This window comes from Streptococcus sanguinis, from assembly GCF_003943735.1.
In the GTDB taxonomy this organism is placed as follows: Bacteria; Bacillota; Bacilli; order Lactobacillales; family Streptococcaceae; genus Streptococcus; species Streptococcus sanguinis_E.
On record NZ_RJMV01000002.1, the window covers coordinates 98,411 to 115,033 of the forward strand.

General features: G+C 45.3%; 20 protein-coding genes. 19 read left to right on the forward strand and 1 reads right to left on the reverse strand.

All coding sequences use genetic code 11. The annotated features are described in order from the left end of the window. Positions 1 to 100: 100 nt before the first annotated feature. Complete coding sequence (locus D8877_RS02910) at positions 101 to 511, reverse strand: helix-turn-helix domain-containing protein (protein WP_125352422.1); 411 nt, start codon at positions 509 to 511, stop codon at positions 101 to 103. Between the two features lie 270 nt (positions 512 to 781). On the opposite strand from D8877_RS02910, the gene D8877_RS02920 reads away from it, so the two are divergent. From D8877_RS02920 to nrdG, 19 genes are all read left to right on the forward strand, one after another. After that, the gene (locus D8877_RS02920) at positions 782 to 2,038 is read left to right on the forward strand and encodes a competence/damage-inducible protein A (protein WP_185760147.1); all 1,257 of its coding nucleotides are present in this window, start codon (positions 782 to 784) and stop codon (positions 2,036 to 2,038) included. Positions 2,039 to 2,096: 58 nt separating this feature from the next. Beyond that, complete coding sequence (recA, locus tag D8877_RS02925) at positions 2,097 to 3,245, forward strand: recombinase RecA (protein ID WP_002894079.1); 1,149 nt, start codon at positions 2,097 to 2,099, stop codon at positions 3,243 to 3,245. An 85-nt stretch (positions 3,246 to 3,330) separates the two neighbouring features. Next, positions 3,331 to 3,729 carry a transcriptional regulator Spx gene (gene spx, locus D8877_RS02930; RefSeq protein WP_002894078.1) on the forward strand — a complete coding sequence of 133 codons (399 nt, stop codon included), beginning with the start codon at positions 3,331 to 3,333 and terminating at the stop codon, positions 3,727 to 3,729. Positions 3,730 to 3,864: 135 nt separating this feature from the next. Then, entirely contained in the window at positions 3,865 to 4,437 is a 573-nt protein-coding gene (locus D8877_RS02935; protein WP_002920427.1) for an SP0191 family lipoprotein, read from the forward strand. 105 nt (positions 4,438 to 4,542) lie between these two features. Next, the gene (locus D8877_RS02940) at positions 4,543 to 5,085 is read left to right on the forward strand and encodes a hypothetical protein (protein WP_049552834.1); all 543 of its coding nucleotides are present in this window, start codon (positions 4,543 to 4,545) and stop codon (positions 5,083 to 5,085) included. Positions 5,086 to 5,262: 177 nt separating this feature from the next. Beyond that, complete coding sequence (locus D8877_RS02945) at positions 5,263 to 5,529, forward strand: IreB family regulatory phosphoprotein (protein ID WP_002894075.1); 267 nt, start codon at positions 5,263 to 5,265, stop codon at positions 5,527 to 5,529. Further along, positions 5,529 to 5,948, forward strand: coding sequence for a Holliday junction resolvase RuvX (gene ruvX, locus D8877_RS02950; protein ID WP_011837635.1), 420 nt, complete (start codon positions 5,529 to 5,531; stop codon positions 5,946 to 5,948). The genes D8877_RS02945 and ruvX overlap by 1 nt, the downstream gene beginning before the upstream one ends. Before the next feature lie 24 nt (positions 5,949 to 5,972). Then, positions 5,973 to 6,284: a DUF1292 domain-containing protein gene (locus tag D8877_RS02955; protein WP_125352428.1), complete on the forward strand. Its 312-nt coding sequence runs from the start codon at positions 5,973 to 5,975 to the stop codon at positions 6,282 to 6,284. A 182-nt stretch (positions 6,285 to 6,466) separates the two neighbouring features. Beyond that, on the forward strand, positions 6,467 to 7,699 hold the full coding sequence (locus tag D8877_RS02960) for a bifunctional folylpolyglutamate synthase/dihydrofolate synthase (RefSeq protein ID WP_125352430.1): 1,233 nt from the start codon (positions 6,467 to 6,469) through the stop codon (positions 7,697 to 7,699). A 57-nt stretch (positions 7,700 to 7,756) separates the two neighbouring features. Beyond that, positions 7,757 to 8,236 carry an SP_0198 family lipoprotein gene (locus tag D8877_RS02965; RefSeq protein WP_125352432.1) on the forward strand — a complete coding sequence of 160 codons (480 nt, stop codon included), beginning with the start codon at positions 7,757 to 7,759 and terminating at the stop codon, positions 8,234 to 8,236. Positions 8,237 to 8,431: 195 nt separating this feature from the next. Continuing rightward, complete coding sequence (gene cls / locus D8877_RS02970; RefSeq protein WP_125340243.1) at positions 8,432 to 9,967, forward strand: cardiolipin synthase; 1,536 nt, start codon at positions 8,432 to 8,434, stop codon at positions 9,965 to 9,967. 175 nt (positions 9,968 to 10,142) lie between these two features. Further along, the gene (locus D8877_RS02975; protein ID WP_002899268.1) at positions 10,143 to 10,286 is read left to right on the forward strand and encodes a hypothetical protein; all 144 of its coding nucleotides are present in this window, start codon (positions 10,143 to 10,145) and stop codon (positions 10,284 to 10,286) included. Positions 10,287 to 10,324: 38 nt separating this feature from the next. After that, positions 10,325 to 11,872, forward strand: a complete 1,548-nt coding sequence (locus D8877_RS02980; protein WP_125340244.1) for a heme transporter CcmD — start codon at positions 10,325 to 10,327, stop codon at positions 11,870 to 11,872. Between the two features lie 221 nt (positions 11,873 to 12,093). After that, positions 12,094 to 14,289, forward strand: coding sequence for an anaerobic ribonucleoside-triphosphate reductase (gene nrdD, locus D8877_RS02985; RefSeq protein WP_125340387.1), 2,196 nt, complete (start codon positions 12,094 to 12,096; stop codon positions 14,287 to 14,289). A gap of 1 nt (position 14,290) precedes the next feature. Then, the gene (locus D8877_RS02990) at positions 14,291 to 14,431 is read left to right on the forward strand and encodes a hypothetical protein (RefSeq protein WP_185755758.1); all 141 of its coding nucleotides are present in this window, start codon (positions 14,291 to 14,293) and stop codon (positions 14,429 to 14,431) included. 52 nt (positions 14,432 to 14,483) lie between these two features. Further along, positions 14,484 to 14,981 carry a GNAT family N-acetyltransferase gene (locus D8877_RS02995; protein WP_125340246.1) on the forward strand — a complete coding sequence of 166 codons (498 nt, stop codon included), beginning with the start codon at positions 14,484 to 14,486 and terminating at the stop codon, positions 14,979 to 14,981. Positions 14,982 to 14,990: 9 nt separating this feature from the next. Continuing rightward, positions 14,991 to 15,497 (forward strand): GNAT family N-acetyltransferase, encoded by a 507-nt coding sequence (locus D8877_RS03000; RefSeq protein ID WP_125340247.1) that lies wholly within the window; start codon positions 14,991 to 14,993, stop codon positions 15,495 to 15,497. Positions 15,498 to 15,506: 9 nt separating this feature from the next. Continuing rightward, positions 15,507 to 16,052 carry a GNAT family N-acetyltransferase gene (locus D8877_RS03005; RefSeq protein WP_125340248.1) on the forward strand — a complete coding sequence of 182 codons (546 nt, stop codon included), beginning with the start codon at positions 15,507 to 15,509 and terminating at the stop codon, positions 16,050 to 16,052. Further along, positions 16,018 to 16,617, forward strand: coding sequence for an anaerobic ribonucleoside-triphosphate reductase activating protein (nrdG, locus tag D8877_RS03010; RefSeq protein WP_185760148.1), 600 nt, complete (start codon positions 16,018 to 16,020; stop codon positions 16,615 to 16,617). Before D8877_RS03005 ends, nrdG begins: the two co-directional genes overlap by 35 nt. Positions 16,618 to 16,623 lie beyond the last annotated feature (6 nt).

The window sequence follows — 16,623 nt, forward strand, 5'->3', positions numbered from 1 at the left end:
CTTTTTTCTTTACTTGTCTGTTCTCTTTCATAATAGTGCGACTATATTCCTTGTTTCATAGAAAAAATTCCTTGGTTTTCTAACATCCAAGGAATTTCGTTTAGTTATCCTTCTGCCTCCAAATCTTTTCCTTGATAAAGATGCGCAGTTCATAGAAGAGCATAAAGAGGGTGGAGATGAGGAAGCCAGCCATAAAGATATGGTGCAAGTAAGCGAAGGCACCAATATAAACCAAGATGGAAAAAAGGTAGAGGATGACTAAATAATGCCATTTTTTGGCCTTGCTATCTTCGATAACCTTTTTCTCCAAGCGCTCATCCTCCTTGATGAGTGTGTCCAGACTGATATCAAATTCCCGACTGATAGCGATGAGATTTCCAATATCAGGGATACCTTTTTCGCTTTCCCAGCGGGCAATGGCAGAGCGGGAAACCTTGAGTCTTTCTGCCAAAGCCTCCTGAGTGAGTTGATTTTGTTGACGAATGTCTTTGAGCACTTGTGAAATTTTCATGATGATCTCCTTTCTTCAAATAAAATTATTTAGATGATTTCCTTTTTTCATCTTTATTATAAAAATAATGAAACCATTTGCCAATAGCATTTCCCTAACAATCCAGTTATTCTGCATAACACCAGTCCTTCTTAAAAGTTTTCCACAGCATGTTGACAAGTTTGTCAAGGAGCTTGACAGTTCTTTTTATTTCCTGAAATGAAAATCAACTTTTTTAAGATTTTTTGTGATAAAATAAAGCCAATTCCGAATAGTAAGGTAGGAGGTTCTATGAAAGCAGAAATTATTGCTGTGGGCACCGAGATTCTGACGGGTCAGATTGTCAATACCAATGCCCAATTTTTATCTGAAAAACTGGCGAGTCTGGGGATTGATGTCTATTTTCAGACAGCAGTGGGGGACAATGAAAATCGTCTCCTATCTGTTTTGGAAATTGCTAAAGGGCGCAGTAATCTGATTATCCTGACTGGAGGCTTGGGGCCAACAGAGGATGATTTGACCAAGCAGACCTTGGCCAAGTTCTTAAGACGTGAGCTCAATTTTGACTCACAGGCTGTGGAAAAGCTGGATCGCTTTTTTGCTAGTCGACCGGATTATGCCCGAACGCCCAACAATGAGCGTCAGGCCCAGCTGGTTGAAGGCTCGGCTCCTTTACCAAATGCGACCGGCTTAGCTGTCGGAGGCTTGTTAGAAGCAGACGGAGTGACCTATGTAGTCTTGCCTGGCCCGCCTAGCGAGCTCAAGCCCATGGTCAATAATGAGCTGGTTCCCCTCTTATCCACAGGTCAGAAATTGTACTCACGGGTGCTGCGTTTCTTTGGTATCGGCGAGAGTCAGCTAGTGACTATTTTGTCAGAGATGATTGAGCAGCAGAGTGACCCCACCATTGCTCCTTATGCAAAGACAGGGGAAGTTACCCTGCGATTGTCCACCAAGGCCTTGAGTCAGGCAGAAGCTGACACCAAGTTTGAGGCTGTGGAAAAGGAAATTTTGGCACATAAGACTTTTGAGGGACAGTCACTGTCAGAGATTTTCTATGGTTACGGTGATGACAATTCCTTAGCTCAGGTGGCTTTTGAGTTGCTGAAGAGTCAAGGGAAGACGATTTCGGCGGCGGAGAGTCTGACAGCAGGTCTCTTTCAAGCGACCCTGGCAGATTTTGCTGGAGCCTCTTCCATTTTTTCAGGTGGCTTTGTCACCTACAGCATGGAGGAAAAGAGCCGGATGCTGGATATTTCGTTGGGAGACTTGGAGAAGCATGGAGTTGTTTCAGCTTTTACGGCTGGGAAAATGGCAGAGCAGGCTAGAAAGCTGACCGAAAGCGACCTAGCTGTCAGTTTGACAGGTGTGGCAGGCCCAGATTCACTGGAAGATCATCCAGCAGGGACTGTTTTTATCGGCTTAGCTAGCGCTGCTGGAACGGAAATTATTAAGGTCAATATTGCTGGACGCAGTCGTCGTGATGTGAGGAAAATTGCTGTTCTGCACGCCTTCAACCTAGTACGAAAAACTTTATTAAATAGCTGATTTTTGGTATAATGACGAAGATGGCCAAAAGATATTTTAGAAAAAACAGGAGAAATAAATGGCAAAGAAACAAAAAAAATTAGACGAAATCTCAAAGAAATTCGGCGATGAGCGCCAAAAAGCCTTGGATAATGCTCTTAAAAACATTGAAAAGGATTTTGGTAAGGGAGCCATTATGCGTCTGGGCGAGCGGGCAGAGCAAAAGGTTCAAGTTATGAGTTCTGGCTCTTTGGCTTTAGATATTGCTCTTGGCGCTGGGGGTTATCCTAAGGGACGGATTATTGAAATCTATGGTCCGGAGTCTTCTGGTAAGACAACCGTTGCTCTTCACGCAGTTGCTCAAGCGCAAAAAGAAGGTGGTATCGCAGCCTTTATCGATGCTGAGCATGCTTTGGATCCGTCATACGCGGCTGCTCTGGGTGTTAATATTGATGAGTTGCTGCTGTCTCAACCAGACTCTGGTGAACAGGGACTGGAAATTGCTGGTAAGCTGATTGACTCAGGTGCGGTGGACTTGGTGGTTGTGGACTCCGTTGCAGCCCTAGTACCACGTGCGGAAATCGATGGCGATATTGGTGACAGCCATGTCGGCTTGCAGGCTCGGATGATGAGCCAGGCTATGCGCAAGCTGTCTGCTTCTATCAACAAAACGAAGACGATTGCGATTTTCATTAACCAGCTGCGTGAAAAAGTTGGCGTTATGTTTGGTAATCCTGAAACAACACCAGGTGGCCGTGCACTGAAGTTCTATGCTTCTGTCCGTTTGGATGTCCGTGGTAATACTCAAATCAAGGGAACTGGTGATGAGAAAGATACCAATGTTGGTAAAGAAACCAAGATCAAGGTTGTTAAAAATAAGGTTGCTCCGCCATTCAAGGAAGCCTTTGTAGAAATCATGTACGGGGAAGGTATTTCTAAGACAGGTGAGTTGATTAAGATTGCGACTGATTTGGATATCATTAAAAAAGCTGGTGCTTGGTACTCCTACAATGATGAAAAGATTGGTCAAGGATCTGAAAATGCTAAGAAGTACTTGGCTGATCATCCAGAAGTCTTTGATGAAATTGACCGCCAGGTTCGTGTACGCTATGGTTTGATTGAAGGCGATGACTTGGCAGAAGTGGTTGGCAGCAAGGCTGAAAGCCCTGTGGAAACGATGGAAGAAGTGACTCTGGATTTGGACGATGCCATCGAAATTGAAGAGTAATTTTGCAAAATAGGTCGCAAGACCGATGGTTTTTGTGATATAATAGACTACGATATTAGTATCGTGTAGCGAAAGGAGTACTTACATGATCACAATCTATACTGTCTCAAGTTGTACTAGTTGTAAAAAAGCAAAAACCTGGCTAAACGCTCATCAATTAACTTATAAAGAACAAAATTTAGGCAAAGAAGGCATCACCAAAGAGGAACTTCTGGATATTTTAACTAAAACAGAAAATGGTATCGCGAGCATTGTTTCATCAAAAAACCGCTATGCTAAAGGTTTGGGTGTTGACATTGAAGAGTTAAGTGTCAACGAAGTTCTTGATATTATCATGGAGACCCCGCGTATTTTGAAAAGTCCCATTTTAGTGGATGATAAACGTCTCCAAGTTGGTTACAAAGAAGATGATATCCGTGCTTTTCTGCCACGTTCTGTTCGCAATGTTGAAAATGCAGAAGCTCGTCTGCGGGCAGCTCTCTAATCTTTGAATATAACTGAAAGAGTCGGGAAGAGAATCTCGGCTCTTCTTTTGGTTCGGGTTGACAGAGGGCTTTGGCGACTGGATGGATTGACAAGGGGCAGAACTGTGATACAATATCTCTGAGGAGGATGGAAGATGAAGAAAATTTTAGTAGGACTGGGATTGAGTGTGGCACTGCTAGCAGGCTGTGGACATAAAAAGACAGAGACGAATTCGAATGCGGCTGACAAGAAAGAAATCAGCAATAATCTGCCTATCATTGATAATGCCAAGCAGCAGGAAGTGATTACTCGAACGCTTGTTTTTCCAAAGGATGAACGAGGAAACCAGCAGAGTCAGACGGTGACTTATCAGGGAGAGCATTTTAAACGCTTGGTCATTGAAAGGCTGACTACGACTGATGATGAGATGAAAGAAGCCATCAAACAAATGGGGCTGGAGGAAGCGCAGAAGTCGCTCAATGAGTCACTGGAGCAGGATGCAGACTATGTGCAGGCTCGTGGACTTCAAGGCTTTAGCGGCTCAGTCACTATTTTGAATGAGAACGAGCTGAAAATGACGTCCACTTATGACTTTGAGAGTTTGGATATCGAAAAAGCAGCAGCTATGCCTTATTTTCAAAATCTCAAGCTCAAAGAAATGATTAAGCTGACGCCAGAAGAATATATCAACAATCTCCTGATGAATGGAGCAGAAGAGCAGAAATAAGCTGCTCTTTTTTATTACATTTTAATGACAGAGTGACAATCAGTTTGACAGCGCCGTTTTTATAATGATATGATAAAATCAGCTCAATATTGAAGGAGATAAGACATGAGAAAATTAATTGTCTTTTTGCTGGCAGCTTTGGCAATCTTAACAGCCTGCGGTCAGCAGTCAAATAACAGTTCATCCTCACAGGGAGGAGCTGGAAAAGGAGATATTGTCACTAAGTCCTATAAAACTGAGAAGCAATTAGAACATGGAAAAGAAACCAGAATCTTAACCGTCAGCTACAGCGGACAGAAGTATGAGAAGGTTATCCTGCATGTCAGCAAGGCTATTCCTGACAACATCAAGGAAGCTCTGTCAAAACAGGATGTTTCCACCGTAAAGAAGGAAATGCTGTCTTTGATCGAGGAAGCACTGGGGCTGAAAGAGGCGGTGAATATCACCGGTCTTGACTTGAAAACAGATATGACAGCGGAAGAGATTTCTCTGGAGATGACTATCGATCCTGAGAATCTAGACTACGAAGCAGCCAAAAAGCTTCCAAACTACGCGCAGCTGTTTGAGCAAATCGAGACCCTGAGTCCGGAAGAATTGCTTAACAAGTTTAAGGGAAGCGACGGTGTGGAAGTGCCGTCTTCAAATTAGGAAGTTTCCATCCAGTTCTCTGAAGAGAGCTGGATTTTTGCTGGATTTCAGAGTCAGACTTCGGATAAATATTAGCTAAAGCTTATTGAAAAATTAGGAGAATTCGGGTGAATTAAATTTGTGAAAAGCCTATAATTATGCTATAATAGGGATATTCTAAAGAAAGAGGGTGTAATTGTGGGATTTACAGATGAAACAGTACGTTTTAATCTCGATGATTCAAATAAAAAGGAAATTAGCGAGACTTTGACCGATGTCTACAAGTCGCTCAATGAAAAAGGATACAATCCAATCAATCAAATCGTGGGATACGTACTCAGTGGTGATCCTGCGTACGTACCTCGCTATAACAATGCCCGCAATCAAATCCGCAAATACGAGCGCGATGAGATTGTTGAGGAGTTAGTTCGTTATTATTTGAAAGGACAAGGCGTCGATCTCTAATGAGAATTATGGGATTAGATGTGGGCTCAAAAACGGTTGGGGTTGCTATTAGTGATCCTCTTGGTTTTACAGCTCAAGGACTGGAGATTATTCCGATTCATGAAGAAAAGGGCGAATTCGGCCTAGAGCGCTTGGGTGAGCTGGTGAAAGAGTATAAGGTTGATAAGTTCGTTATTGGCCTGCCTAAGAACATGAACAATACCAGTGGACCTCGGGTGGAGGCCAGTCAGGCTTATGGTCAGCGGATTGCTGAGCTATTTGGCCTGCCGGTTGACTATCAGGATGAGCGTTTGACGACGGTGGCTGCTGAGCGCATGCTGGTGGAGCAGGCGGATATTAGCCGCAGCAAGCGCAAGAAAGTTATTGATAAGCTAGCCGCGCAGCTGATTTTGCAGAATTATCTGGATCGAAATTTTTAGAAAAGAAATGAAGGAGACACTAGTATGACACATGATCATAACCATGACCACGAGCATGAAGAGCGTGAATTAATCACCTTGGTTGACGAGCAAGGGAACGAAACTTTATTTGAAATTCTTTTGACCATTGACGGTAAGGAAGAGTTTGGAAAGAATTATGTTCTTTTGATTCCGGCTAATGCGGAAGAAGATGAGAACGGTGAGGTAGAGATTCAAGCTTATTCCTTTACTGAAAATGAAGATGGCACAGAAGGAGACCTGCAGCCAATCCCAGAAGACTCAAATGCTGAATGGGATATGATTGAAGAAGTCTTCAACAGCTTTATGGAGGAGTAAGACTGGCTCTGCCTTGGTCAGGAATGGGCAAGTGCAGGTGAGAGACCGTTTAAACTTGATAGTAGAGGGAAGTAGCCAAGCCTTGGCTCTTTTCCAGCGTGCATTATGATAAACATTAGAAAGAGGAGCGAGTTGCAATTCAGATTTGAATTCTGCTTCGCTGCTCTTTTTTGGGTAAGAAAATGAATGAAATTGAAGAATGGCTGAACAGCCGAATTGGTCTAAACTTTCGTTCGGGTCTAGGGCGGATGCAGCAGGCAGTGACTCTTTTGGGGAATCCTGAGCGGAGCTATCCAACGATTCATGTAACTGGTACAAATGGCAAAGGTTCTACTATTGCCTTTATGCGTCAGCTGTTTGCGGGGCATAGTCGCAAGACAGGAAGTTTTACTTCGCCTCACATGATTAGTATTCATGATCGGATTTGTATCAACGGCCAACCGATTGCTTCAGCTGATTTTATCCGTCTGGGTCAGCAGGTGCAAAAGATAGAGCAAGAACTGCTCAAAAGTCATGACCAGCTGTCCTATTTTGAAATTCTGACTTTGATTGCTTTTCTCTATTTCAAGGAGCAGGAAGTGGATTTGGCCTTGATTGAGGTAGGGATTGGCGGACTCTTGGACACGACCAATGTCATTACGGGAGATATTGCGGTCATCAGCTCTGTGGGCTTGGACCATCAAGAAACTCTGGGAAGGGGCTTAACGGCGATTGCGGAACAAAAGGCAGGGATTTTCAAGACGGGGCGGCCAGCGGTCATCGGGCCGCTGCCAGAGGAGGCACGATTGGTTTGTAAGCAACGAGCTGAGGAGCTGGGAATAGAACTCTATCAGTATGGTCGCGATTTTTCTCTGACGAATCAGTCTTTTTCCAATTCGACTATGACCCTATCCAATCTTGAACTGGGTCTCAAGGGGGGCTATCAGGAGGAAAATGCAGCGCTGGCCCTGCAGGCATTCCTGCTCTTCATGCAGCAGCAAGGCTGGGAAATAGATTCTGCTAGGATTCGGACGGCCTTGCAGGAGACTCGTTGGGCTGGGCGCTTGGAAGAAGTCAGTCCAGGTATCTATCTTGATGGGGCCCATAATCTTCCTGCGCTGCAGAGGTTAGTAGAGTTTATCCAGAGCCAGAATGACAAAGAGTGCCTGCTTCTTTTCGGTGCTCTCAAGCGTAAGGACTATAGCGCTATGCTGGCTTATCTGCGAGAGGCCTTGCCAGATGTTCAGTTGACGGTTACTTCCTTTTCTGATGGAGATTCCCTTGGTCAAGCTGAAGCGGACGGCTTCTTCTACATAGAGGATTATCGGCAACTTATTCAGAATTTTCGGGAGAGGCAAAACGATAATCAGCTGCTTTTCATTACGGGCTCTCTCTATTTTATTGCGGAAGTCAGAGCTTATTTGACAAGTTTATAAATTGACCGCCAGAGTCCCGCTTTGGTACAATAAAGACAGAAGAAAAAGGAGAATACTATGGCAATTTCTAAAAAGTTAATGATTTCAGGTTTAACTGCTGCGGCTGTTTTGGCCTTGACAGCTTGCGGTTCTAATCAGAACCAGACAGCACCTTCCTCTCAGTCTCAGTCAGTCGCTTCCAGCAAGCCAGCAGAGTCTTCGTCGGTAGCTAGCACGTCTAGTGCGGCCAATAGCAGCTCATCAGCTTCTGCATCCTCTTCTGAGCAAGCAGCCAATGGCGAGCTGGATGGCAGCTATCAGACAAGTCATGAAGGCGATCAGCTGACCTTACAGATTTCAGGAACTACTGGCCAGCTGACCAAGGTCGAGCCTGATGGTGATCAGGAAATAGAACAGGTTCAAATTGATGCTACCAACCAGACTATGGTCATTGGGGATGATGTCAAGCGCTATCGCATTGAGGGCAATCAGCTGACTATCGAGGACCTTTCCCAAGAGCCTTATGATGATGACACACTGGTCTTTACAAAACAATGATGAAAAAGCCCTGTCTTGAATAGGGTTTTTCCTTTTATCAGCTGCGGAAAGGGAGTGAAGGTCTGAGGCAGAGCAGTTTTCAAAAGCTGTCATAGTTTTTTCATCGGTCGGAAATGCGGTTTGCATTGATATAAACGTTGTTTTAAGGCGCTTTTACTGCTATACTAGAATATATGCAATGAGATAGGAGAGTGTATGACTTTCAGGAAATTCCGCTTATTAATGTCAAAATACGGTTTCAGCATCATTATTATGCTGCTGGAGCTGGTCTTTGTCTTTGTTGCGTTTTTCTATTTTAATGAGATTGCACCCAACTGGCTGTCAGTGGTCATGATTGTTTTCCTGTATATTGGGACCATTTTAGCCATTGTCAACCGCAATATGCCGCCGGAGAGTAAGGTGACCTGGCTCCTGATTGCTGTGGTACCGGTATTTGGCTTCCTGCTCTATCTGATGTTTGGCGAGCGGCGGCTGTCTAAAAAGGAAATGATCCAGCTGGAAAATATGGACTCTATGAAATTTCGTGAGGACAACAGCTACGATCTTCGTGTCCAGCTGAAAAAGAAAAACAAGTCGGCCTACGGCATTATCAAGTCATTACTGAGTATGGACAATAATGCGGATGTCTATGACGGTACAGCTTCTCGCTATTTTCCCATCGGTGAGGAGATGTTTGAGGCTATGTTGGAGGATCTGCGGGCTGCTGAGAAATTCATTTTTCTGGAATTTTATATCATCGATGAAGGGCTGATGTGGGACAGTGTTCTGGAAATCTTGGTCGAAAAAGCTTCGCAAGGCGTTGAAGTCAAGCTGCTCTATGATGATATTGGCTGCATGGCTACTTTGCCAGGCGATTATACCCGTAAGCTGCGCAAGATGGGCATCGAGGCTTATAAGTTTAACAAGGTGATTCCGCGAATGACGGTATCCTACAACAACCGTGACCACCGCAAGATTTTGGTCATTGACGGTCAGGTTGGCTATACTGGCGGCATCAATCTGGCTGACGAGTATATCAATCATATCGTCCGTTTTGGCCACTGGAAAGATGGCGGTGTCCGCTTGGAAGGTCGGGCAGTCAAGGCTCTGACGCGGCTCTTTCTCATGAACTGGTATATCAATCGTGGGGAAATTACAGACTTTGACAAGTACCATCTGGAAAATAAAGCTGTCGAAGGCAAAGGGCTTTACGTTCCCTATGGCAGCGGGCCTAAGCCTATTTATAAGGATCAGGTTGGCAAAACGGTCTATCAAAATATCATCAGTCAGGCTACGGACTATGTCTACATTACCACGCCTTATCTGATTATTGACTATGACCTGACGGAGGATATCAAGAATGCTGCTATGCGGGGAGTGGATGTCCGCATTGTGACTCCTTTCATTCCGGACAAGAAGCTGATTCAGATTGTTACCCGCGGAGCCTATCCGGATCTGATGGAAGCAGGGGTTAAGATCTTTGAGTACACGCCAGGTTTTATCCACAGTAAGAACGTGGTGGCCGATGATGAATTTGCCGTGGTAGGGACGATTAATTTTGACTACCGCAGTCTGGTGCACCATTATGAAAATGCAGTCCTGATGTATCATACGGAGAGTATCCCAGCTATCAAGGAAGATTTTGAAGCCATTTTTGAGGCTTCTGAGGAAATTCTTCCTGAAAATCTTGATAGCAGCTGGTATCGTCGCTTTATCAAAGAAATCATGCAGCTCTTTGCACCTATGCTCTAATGCCAAGGGGGCAAATTCTGCAGCAATATACAGAAAATCTGAGGCGGAAGTTTTAGATTTTTTGCATGTGCTTTTGTTAATCGTGCTGAGATGTGTTCTTGACATTTTTGCTTTTATGTGGGGGCGGATTTTTGCTCTGTTTTTACGAATGTAAAAAATAAAGGAATTTTTTAAGATGACAATGGAGAAAATTTCCAGTCAGCCGCTTGCTTATGAAACGAGAGAATATCGCTGTTTTCGGGAATTGGAGGAGCTGGCTAGAAGCTATAATGCTCAGAAGAAGGGTCAAGAGAAAGCTGACAGGAGGACAGGAATTTGATATACTAGATGGGACTGATATCAAGGAGAATATTTTATATGCATGATACAACGGAAGAAAAAGTTTTAGAGGTTTCAGAGGAGCAGCTGACTAGGGCTGAAAGGTCTGAGCAAAAAATTACCAATCCAGAGCCGACGCCCTATTTTTTGACGCTCTTGTGCAGTTTGGCTATCAGCCTGCTGAGTGTGGTCAATCCTTTGTTGACCAATCTAGCAACGAATTTACAAAGCCAGAACCTCTATGCCGGCTGGGCCATGACTCAGGGGCAGGTGCCTTATTCGCAAATATATGGGACTAGTGGCCTGCTTTACTATCTGATGGCTTGGACCAGCAGCCTGGCTTTTGGCCAGCTTTTGTGGATGGTCTTTCAGACGCTGGCTCTGTGGCTGGCTGGACTTTTCCTGCACAAGACCTTGGTGCTCTTACAGCCTAAACAGGATTTATCGCGCAGCCTCCTACTGCTCTTTTACCTTCTAGTCTTTGCTCTTGGATTTGGCGGTCTTTACTCTAGTATTTTTGTTCTGCCCTTTATTTTTTGGAATCTATCTTTTTTGGTGCGCTATCTGCAGGATTCAATCAAGGATGAAAAGTTCATTATCTATGGAGCTTTTGGAGCTCTTGCTTTTATGATTGATCCGGTTTCCAGCCTAGTCTTCTACTCTTTGACTGCTCTGGTACTTTTGGTTTACAATATCGCAGCCAAGCGTGCGGCTCGAGGCTTCTATCAGCTTTTAGCTGGTCTCTTTGGCTTCTCAGTGATTTTTTATCCTATCGGCTACTTTACTGTTGCCAATCGAACCTTTGGCCAGGCTATCAGTCAGGTGACCTATGCTTGGGATTCCATCAGTTTGATTGGCAGTCATAGTATTTCTAATCTGATTTATTATGGCTTGTTGACTCTTGGTTTGGGTTTTATCTCTGCTTTGGGTGCCAATCTCTTTTCAAGAGAAAAGGGGCAAGCAACCAGCCTGCGCGTCTTGCGCTTTATCGGTCTGCTAGGGCTCTTCATTACTGTCTTTGCGGTTTTTATCCTGCCAGATCAGGGAAGCTATCAACTGCTTCCTGCTCTGCCTTTTGCCATGATTCTTTTTGCTTTGTGGTTCAATAAAGGCAAGCAGCAAGCACCAGGGCGTCATCGCAGGGATCGCCGTCGCCCTACCATGTGGACTTCTTATCTTTCAGGCCAGTTCTTTCTGCCACTCTTAGCCATCTTTTATCTGATTGGCTATCCTTTGGTCAATGAGTATATCCTTTCCAGCGGTGTCTCTGCTGAAAGAAGTGAGGCGGCTCAGTATATTAAGGAAAAGACCAAGGATGGGGACACCATCTATGCCTGGGACACCTCGGCTAGTCTGTATCAGAAGAGCAGCCGCTTATCTGCTGTCTCTCTCTTGACTCCAACTTTGTATGTGGGAACGGCTGAAAATCGTTTGGGTCTTCAGAAGGGACTTGAAAACAGCCAGCCCAAGTATATTTTGGTTAACAATGATGTCAAATTGCTATCAGATGTGAAGCAGCTAATTTCCCAAAATTACAAGGAAGCTGACCTCAAACTCGACCATTTCAAGCTTTATCAACTCAAGTAGTAAAAAATCAATATGTTGTGTCTAAAGTTAAAAATTAACTTTTTTTCCACAACATATTGATTTTTAATTTTAACGTGTTATAATGAAACTTGTATCAACTTATTTATAAAATACTGTTCTTTGGATGAACTACTGTCGGAGATTTCCTAGAAATTTCTTGGCAGGTGGGTGGTCTGAAGAGACTTGATTTGTCCTAAGGGCAGGAAAAGGAAGTGTTCATGATGATTTTAAGGGAAGAGAAGTTTGAAACTGCTCCAGCGATTTATGTGGAGAAGCGGGACGGCCGTAGGGTGGCTTTTGATGTGTCAAAGATCTATAAGGCTATGGTGCGGGCAGCTCAGGAAGTCGGTCCGCTGAATCCGATGCTGGAAGCCAAGCTAGAAGCTATCACAGACCGCATTGTGGCAGAAATCAGCAGTCGCTTCGCTAAGTATGTTAAAATCTATGAGATTCAGAATATCGTTGAGCATGAGCTTTTAAATGCCAAGGAATATGCTATTGCGGAGAACTACATTACTTACCGCACCCAACGGGATTTTGAGCGCTCAAAAGCGACTGATATCAACTTTACCATTGACAAGCTCCTCAACAAAGATCGTACGGTAGTCAATGAGAATGCCAATAAGGACAGTGATGTTTTCAATACCCAACGGGATTTGACGGCTGGGATTGTCGGCAAATCCATCGGCCTTAAGATGCTGCCGCCTCATGTGGCCAACGCCCACCAGAAGGGGGATATCCACTACCATGATTTGGACTACAGCCCTTATACACCGATGACGAACTGCTGTTTGATTGACTTTGACGGCATGCTGAAAAATGGCTTCAAGATTGGGAATGCAGAAGTAGAGAGTCCCAAGTCTATCCAGACTGCGACAGCTCAAATCTCGCAAATCATTGCCAATGTAGCTTCTAGTCAGTACGGAGGTTGCTCAGCGGACCGAATTGACCAAGTCTTGGCGCCCTATGCTGAGCTTAATTATCAAAAGCATCTCAAGGATGCAGAGCAATGGGTTTTGCCGGATAAGCAGGAAGAGTACGCCTGGGCGAAAACCAAGAAAGACATCTACGATGCCATGCAGTCGCTGGAGTATGAGATTAATACTCTCTTTACCTCTAATGGTCAGACTCCTTTTACTTCGCTGGGCTTTGGTCTGGGCACCAATCGTTTTGAGCGGGAAATTCAGAAGGCCATTCTCAATATCCGTATCAAGGGACTGGGAAGTGAGCACCGAACAGCAATTTTCCCTAAGCTGATTTTCACCCTTAAGCGTGGGCTCAATCTTGAGCCGGGAACGCCTAACTACGACATCAAAGAACTGGCTCTGGAGTGTGCCACTAAGCGCATGTATCCAGATGTGCTTTCCTATGACAAGATTATCGACTTGACTGGATCGTTCAAGGTACCGATGGGCTGCCGTTCTTTCCTGCAAGGCTGGAAGGATGAAAATGGTCAGGAAGTCAACTCCGGCCGTATGAATCTAGGTGTCGTTACTGTCAATCTGCCGCGGATTGCGCTTGAATCCGAGGGGGATCTGGATAAATTCTGGGAACTCTTTAATGAGCGGATGAATATCGCTGAGGACGCTTTGGTCTACCGAGTGGAGCGGACCAAGGAAGCCAGTCCAGCCAATGCACCGATTCTTTATCAGTATGGGGCTTTTGGCCAACGCTTGGGCAAGTATGATCAGGTAGACCAGCTCTTTACTCACCGTCGTGCAACGGTTTCCCTAGGCTATATCGGTCTCTATGAAGTGGCAGCAGTCTTTTACGGCGGTAATTGGGAGACCAATCCTGAAGCCAAGGACTTTACGGTTGCTATTGTCAAAGATATGAAGCGTAGGGTACAAGAGTGGTCAGATCAGTATGACTATCATTTCTCTGTCTACTCGACGCCATCTGAAAGTCTGACCGACCGCTTCTGCCGTTTGGATACAGAGAAGTTTGGGGTTGTTTCAGATATTACCGACAAGGAATACTATACTAACTCCTTCCACTACGATGTGCGCAAGAATCCAACGCCTTTTGAAAAGCTGGACTTTGAGAAGATTTATCCTGAAGTGGGAGCCTCAGGCGGCTTTATCCACTACTGTGAATATCCTGTTCTCCAGCAAAATCCCAAGGCTCTGGAAGCAGTTTGGGACTATGCCTATGATCGAGTCGGCTATCTGGGAACCAATACACCGATTGACCGCTGTTACAAGTGTAACTTTGAGGGAGATTTTACGCCGACCGAGCGGGGCTTCACCTGTCCAAACTGCGGCAACAACGATCCCAAGACGGTTGATGTGGTCAAGCGGACCTGCGGCTACTTAGGAAATCCGCAAGCCCGCCCAATGGTCAATGGCCGTCACAAGGAAATATCAGCTCGGGTCAAGCACATGAATGGCTCGACTATTAAGTACGAAGGAAATTAAGATGGGAAAGTATCAATTGGACGACAAAGGAAAGGCTCAGGTGCAGCGTTTCCATGAAAAACATTCGCAGGGCGGCAACGGTAAGAAAGAGCGATTAGCCAAACTGCGTCAGCAATTTTTAGAAAAGAACACAAAACAATAGAAGTCAGAGTGGGGCGCAAGGCGGTCTCACTCTCTTCGTATCAGGAGGAAGTATGGAACTGAGACGACCGAAGCTAGAAGACAAGGAAAAGATTTTAGAGATGCTGGCTGACTTTGAAGCAGCTGGCAGCCGACAGGATGGCTTCTTTGGCGGAGCGGATTTTGTCTATGAGGACTGGCTGGAGACGATTCAGCTAGCTGAGGCAGGTCTAGGCTTGCCGCAAGGTTTTGTGCCCTACATCCAACTAATCTCTTTTGCAGCGGATGGTCAGGCTGTGGGCTTTCTCAATCTGCGCTTGCGGCTCAATGGCTACTTGTTCCAAGAAGGCGGGCATATCGGCTATAGTATCCGTCCGTCTGCGCGTGGGAAAGGATTGGCCAAAGATCAGCTGCGACAAGGCTTGCAAGTAGCCAAAAGTAAAAATATTAAACGAGTCCTATTGACTTGCGATGGTGACAATGGAGCCAGTCGAGCAGTGATTCTGGCTAATGGCGGAGCTTTAGAGGATATTCGAGGCGGGAAAGAGCGTTATTGGATTGATATAGATTGAGGAAAGCCTATGAAGTTACGACGACCAACTTTGGAAGATAAAGACGCGATTTTAGAGATGATTGCGGAGTTCGATGCAGCAAAATCCTATATGCACGGTGGCATGGGCTCCACTTGGAAGCGAGCAAAGGATTATGAGGATTGGTTACAAATGGTGAGACGACAGGAAGATGTGGCAAACTTGCCAGCAGGTTGGGTTCCTGCCATTCAATTTTTATCCTTTGATGAGACTGGCTTGCCTCTGGGCTTTTTAGCCCTGCGCCTATCCTTGAATGACAAATTATTTGTAGAGGGTGGGCATATTGGCTATTCTATTCGGCCCAGTCAACGCAGGAAGGGATTGGCTAAGTTGCAGCTAGAGTTAGGGCTGGCAGAGGCTAGAAAGCAAGGACTAGAACGAGTGCTGATTACCTGCGATGAAGACAACGAAGCCAGCCGACGCACGATTCTCTCCGCTGGCGGTGTTTACGAAAATACAATCGACAGAAGTCAGCGTTACTGGATTGATGTCAATTAAGGAGGGAACATGGAGCTAAGAAGACCAACTTTGGAAGATAAAGATGCAATTTTAGAGATGATTGCTGAGTTCGATGCAGCAAAATCCTATATGCACGGTGGTATGGGCTCCGCTTGGAAGCAAGCAAAGGATTATGAGGATTGGTTAAAGATTGTAGAGCAGCAGGAGGATGCGACCAATTTGCCAGCAGGCTGGGTTCCTGCAATCAAATTTTTATCCTTTGATGAGACTGGCTTGCCTCTGGGGTTTTTAGCCCTACGCCTATCCTTAAATGAGAAATTATTTGTGGAGGGTGGGCATATTGGCTATTCTATCCGGCCCAGTCAACGCAGGAAGGGCCTGGCTAAGTTGCAGCTAGAGCTAGGACTAGCAGAGGCTCGAAAGCAAGGACTAGAACGAGTGCTGATTACCTGCGATGAAGACAACGAAGCCAGTCGACGCACGATTCTCTCTGCTGGCGGTGTTTACGAAAATACAATCGACAGAAGTCAGCGCTACTGGATTGATTTGGAGGATGAAGATGAACAATCCCAAACCTCAAGAATGGAAAAGTGAGGAGCTGAGCAAGGGGCGAATCATTGACTATAAGGCCTTTAACTTTGTGGATGGCGAAGGTGTCCGTAACTCCCTCTATGTCAGCGGCTGTATGTTTCACTGTGAGGGCTGCTATAATGCAGCAACTTGGTCCTTCAACGCTGGCATTCCTTATACCCAAGAGTTGGAGGAGCAGATTATGAAAGACTTGGCGGAGCCCTATGTGCAGGGGCTGACCCTCCTAGGCGGCGAGCCTTTTCTCAATACAGGTATTCTCCTGCCCTTGGTCAAGCGGATTCGGAGAGAGCTACCGGACAAGGACATTTGGTCCTGGACGGGTTACACCTGGGAGGAGATGATGCTGGAAACGGAGGATAAGCTGGAGCTGCTGAGTTTGATTGATATTCTGGTGGACGGCCGTTTTGACCTTACCAAGAAGAATCTCATGCTGCAGTTTCGCGGTTCTTCTAATCAGCGCATTATTGATGTCCAGAAGTCCCTTCAGTCAGGCCAGGTAGTCATCTGGGAGAAGCTCAATGATGGCTTGCAGGCCTATGAGCAAGTTGACAGAGATAAGATGCTTTAAAAAACA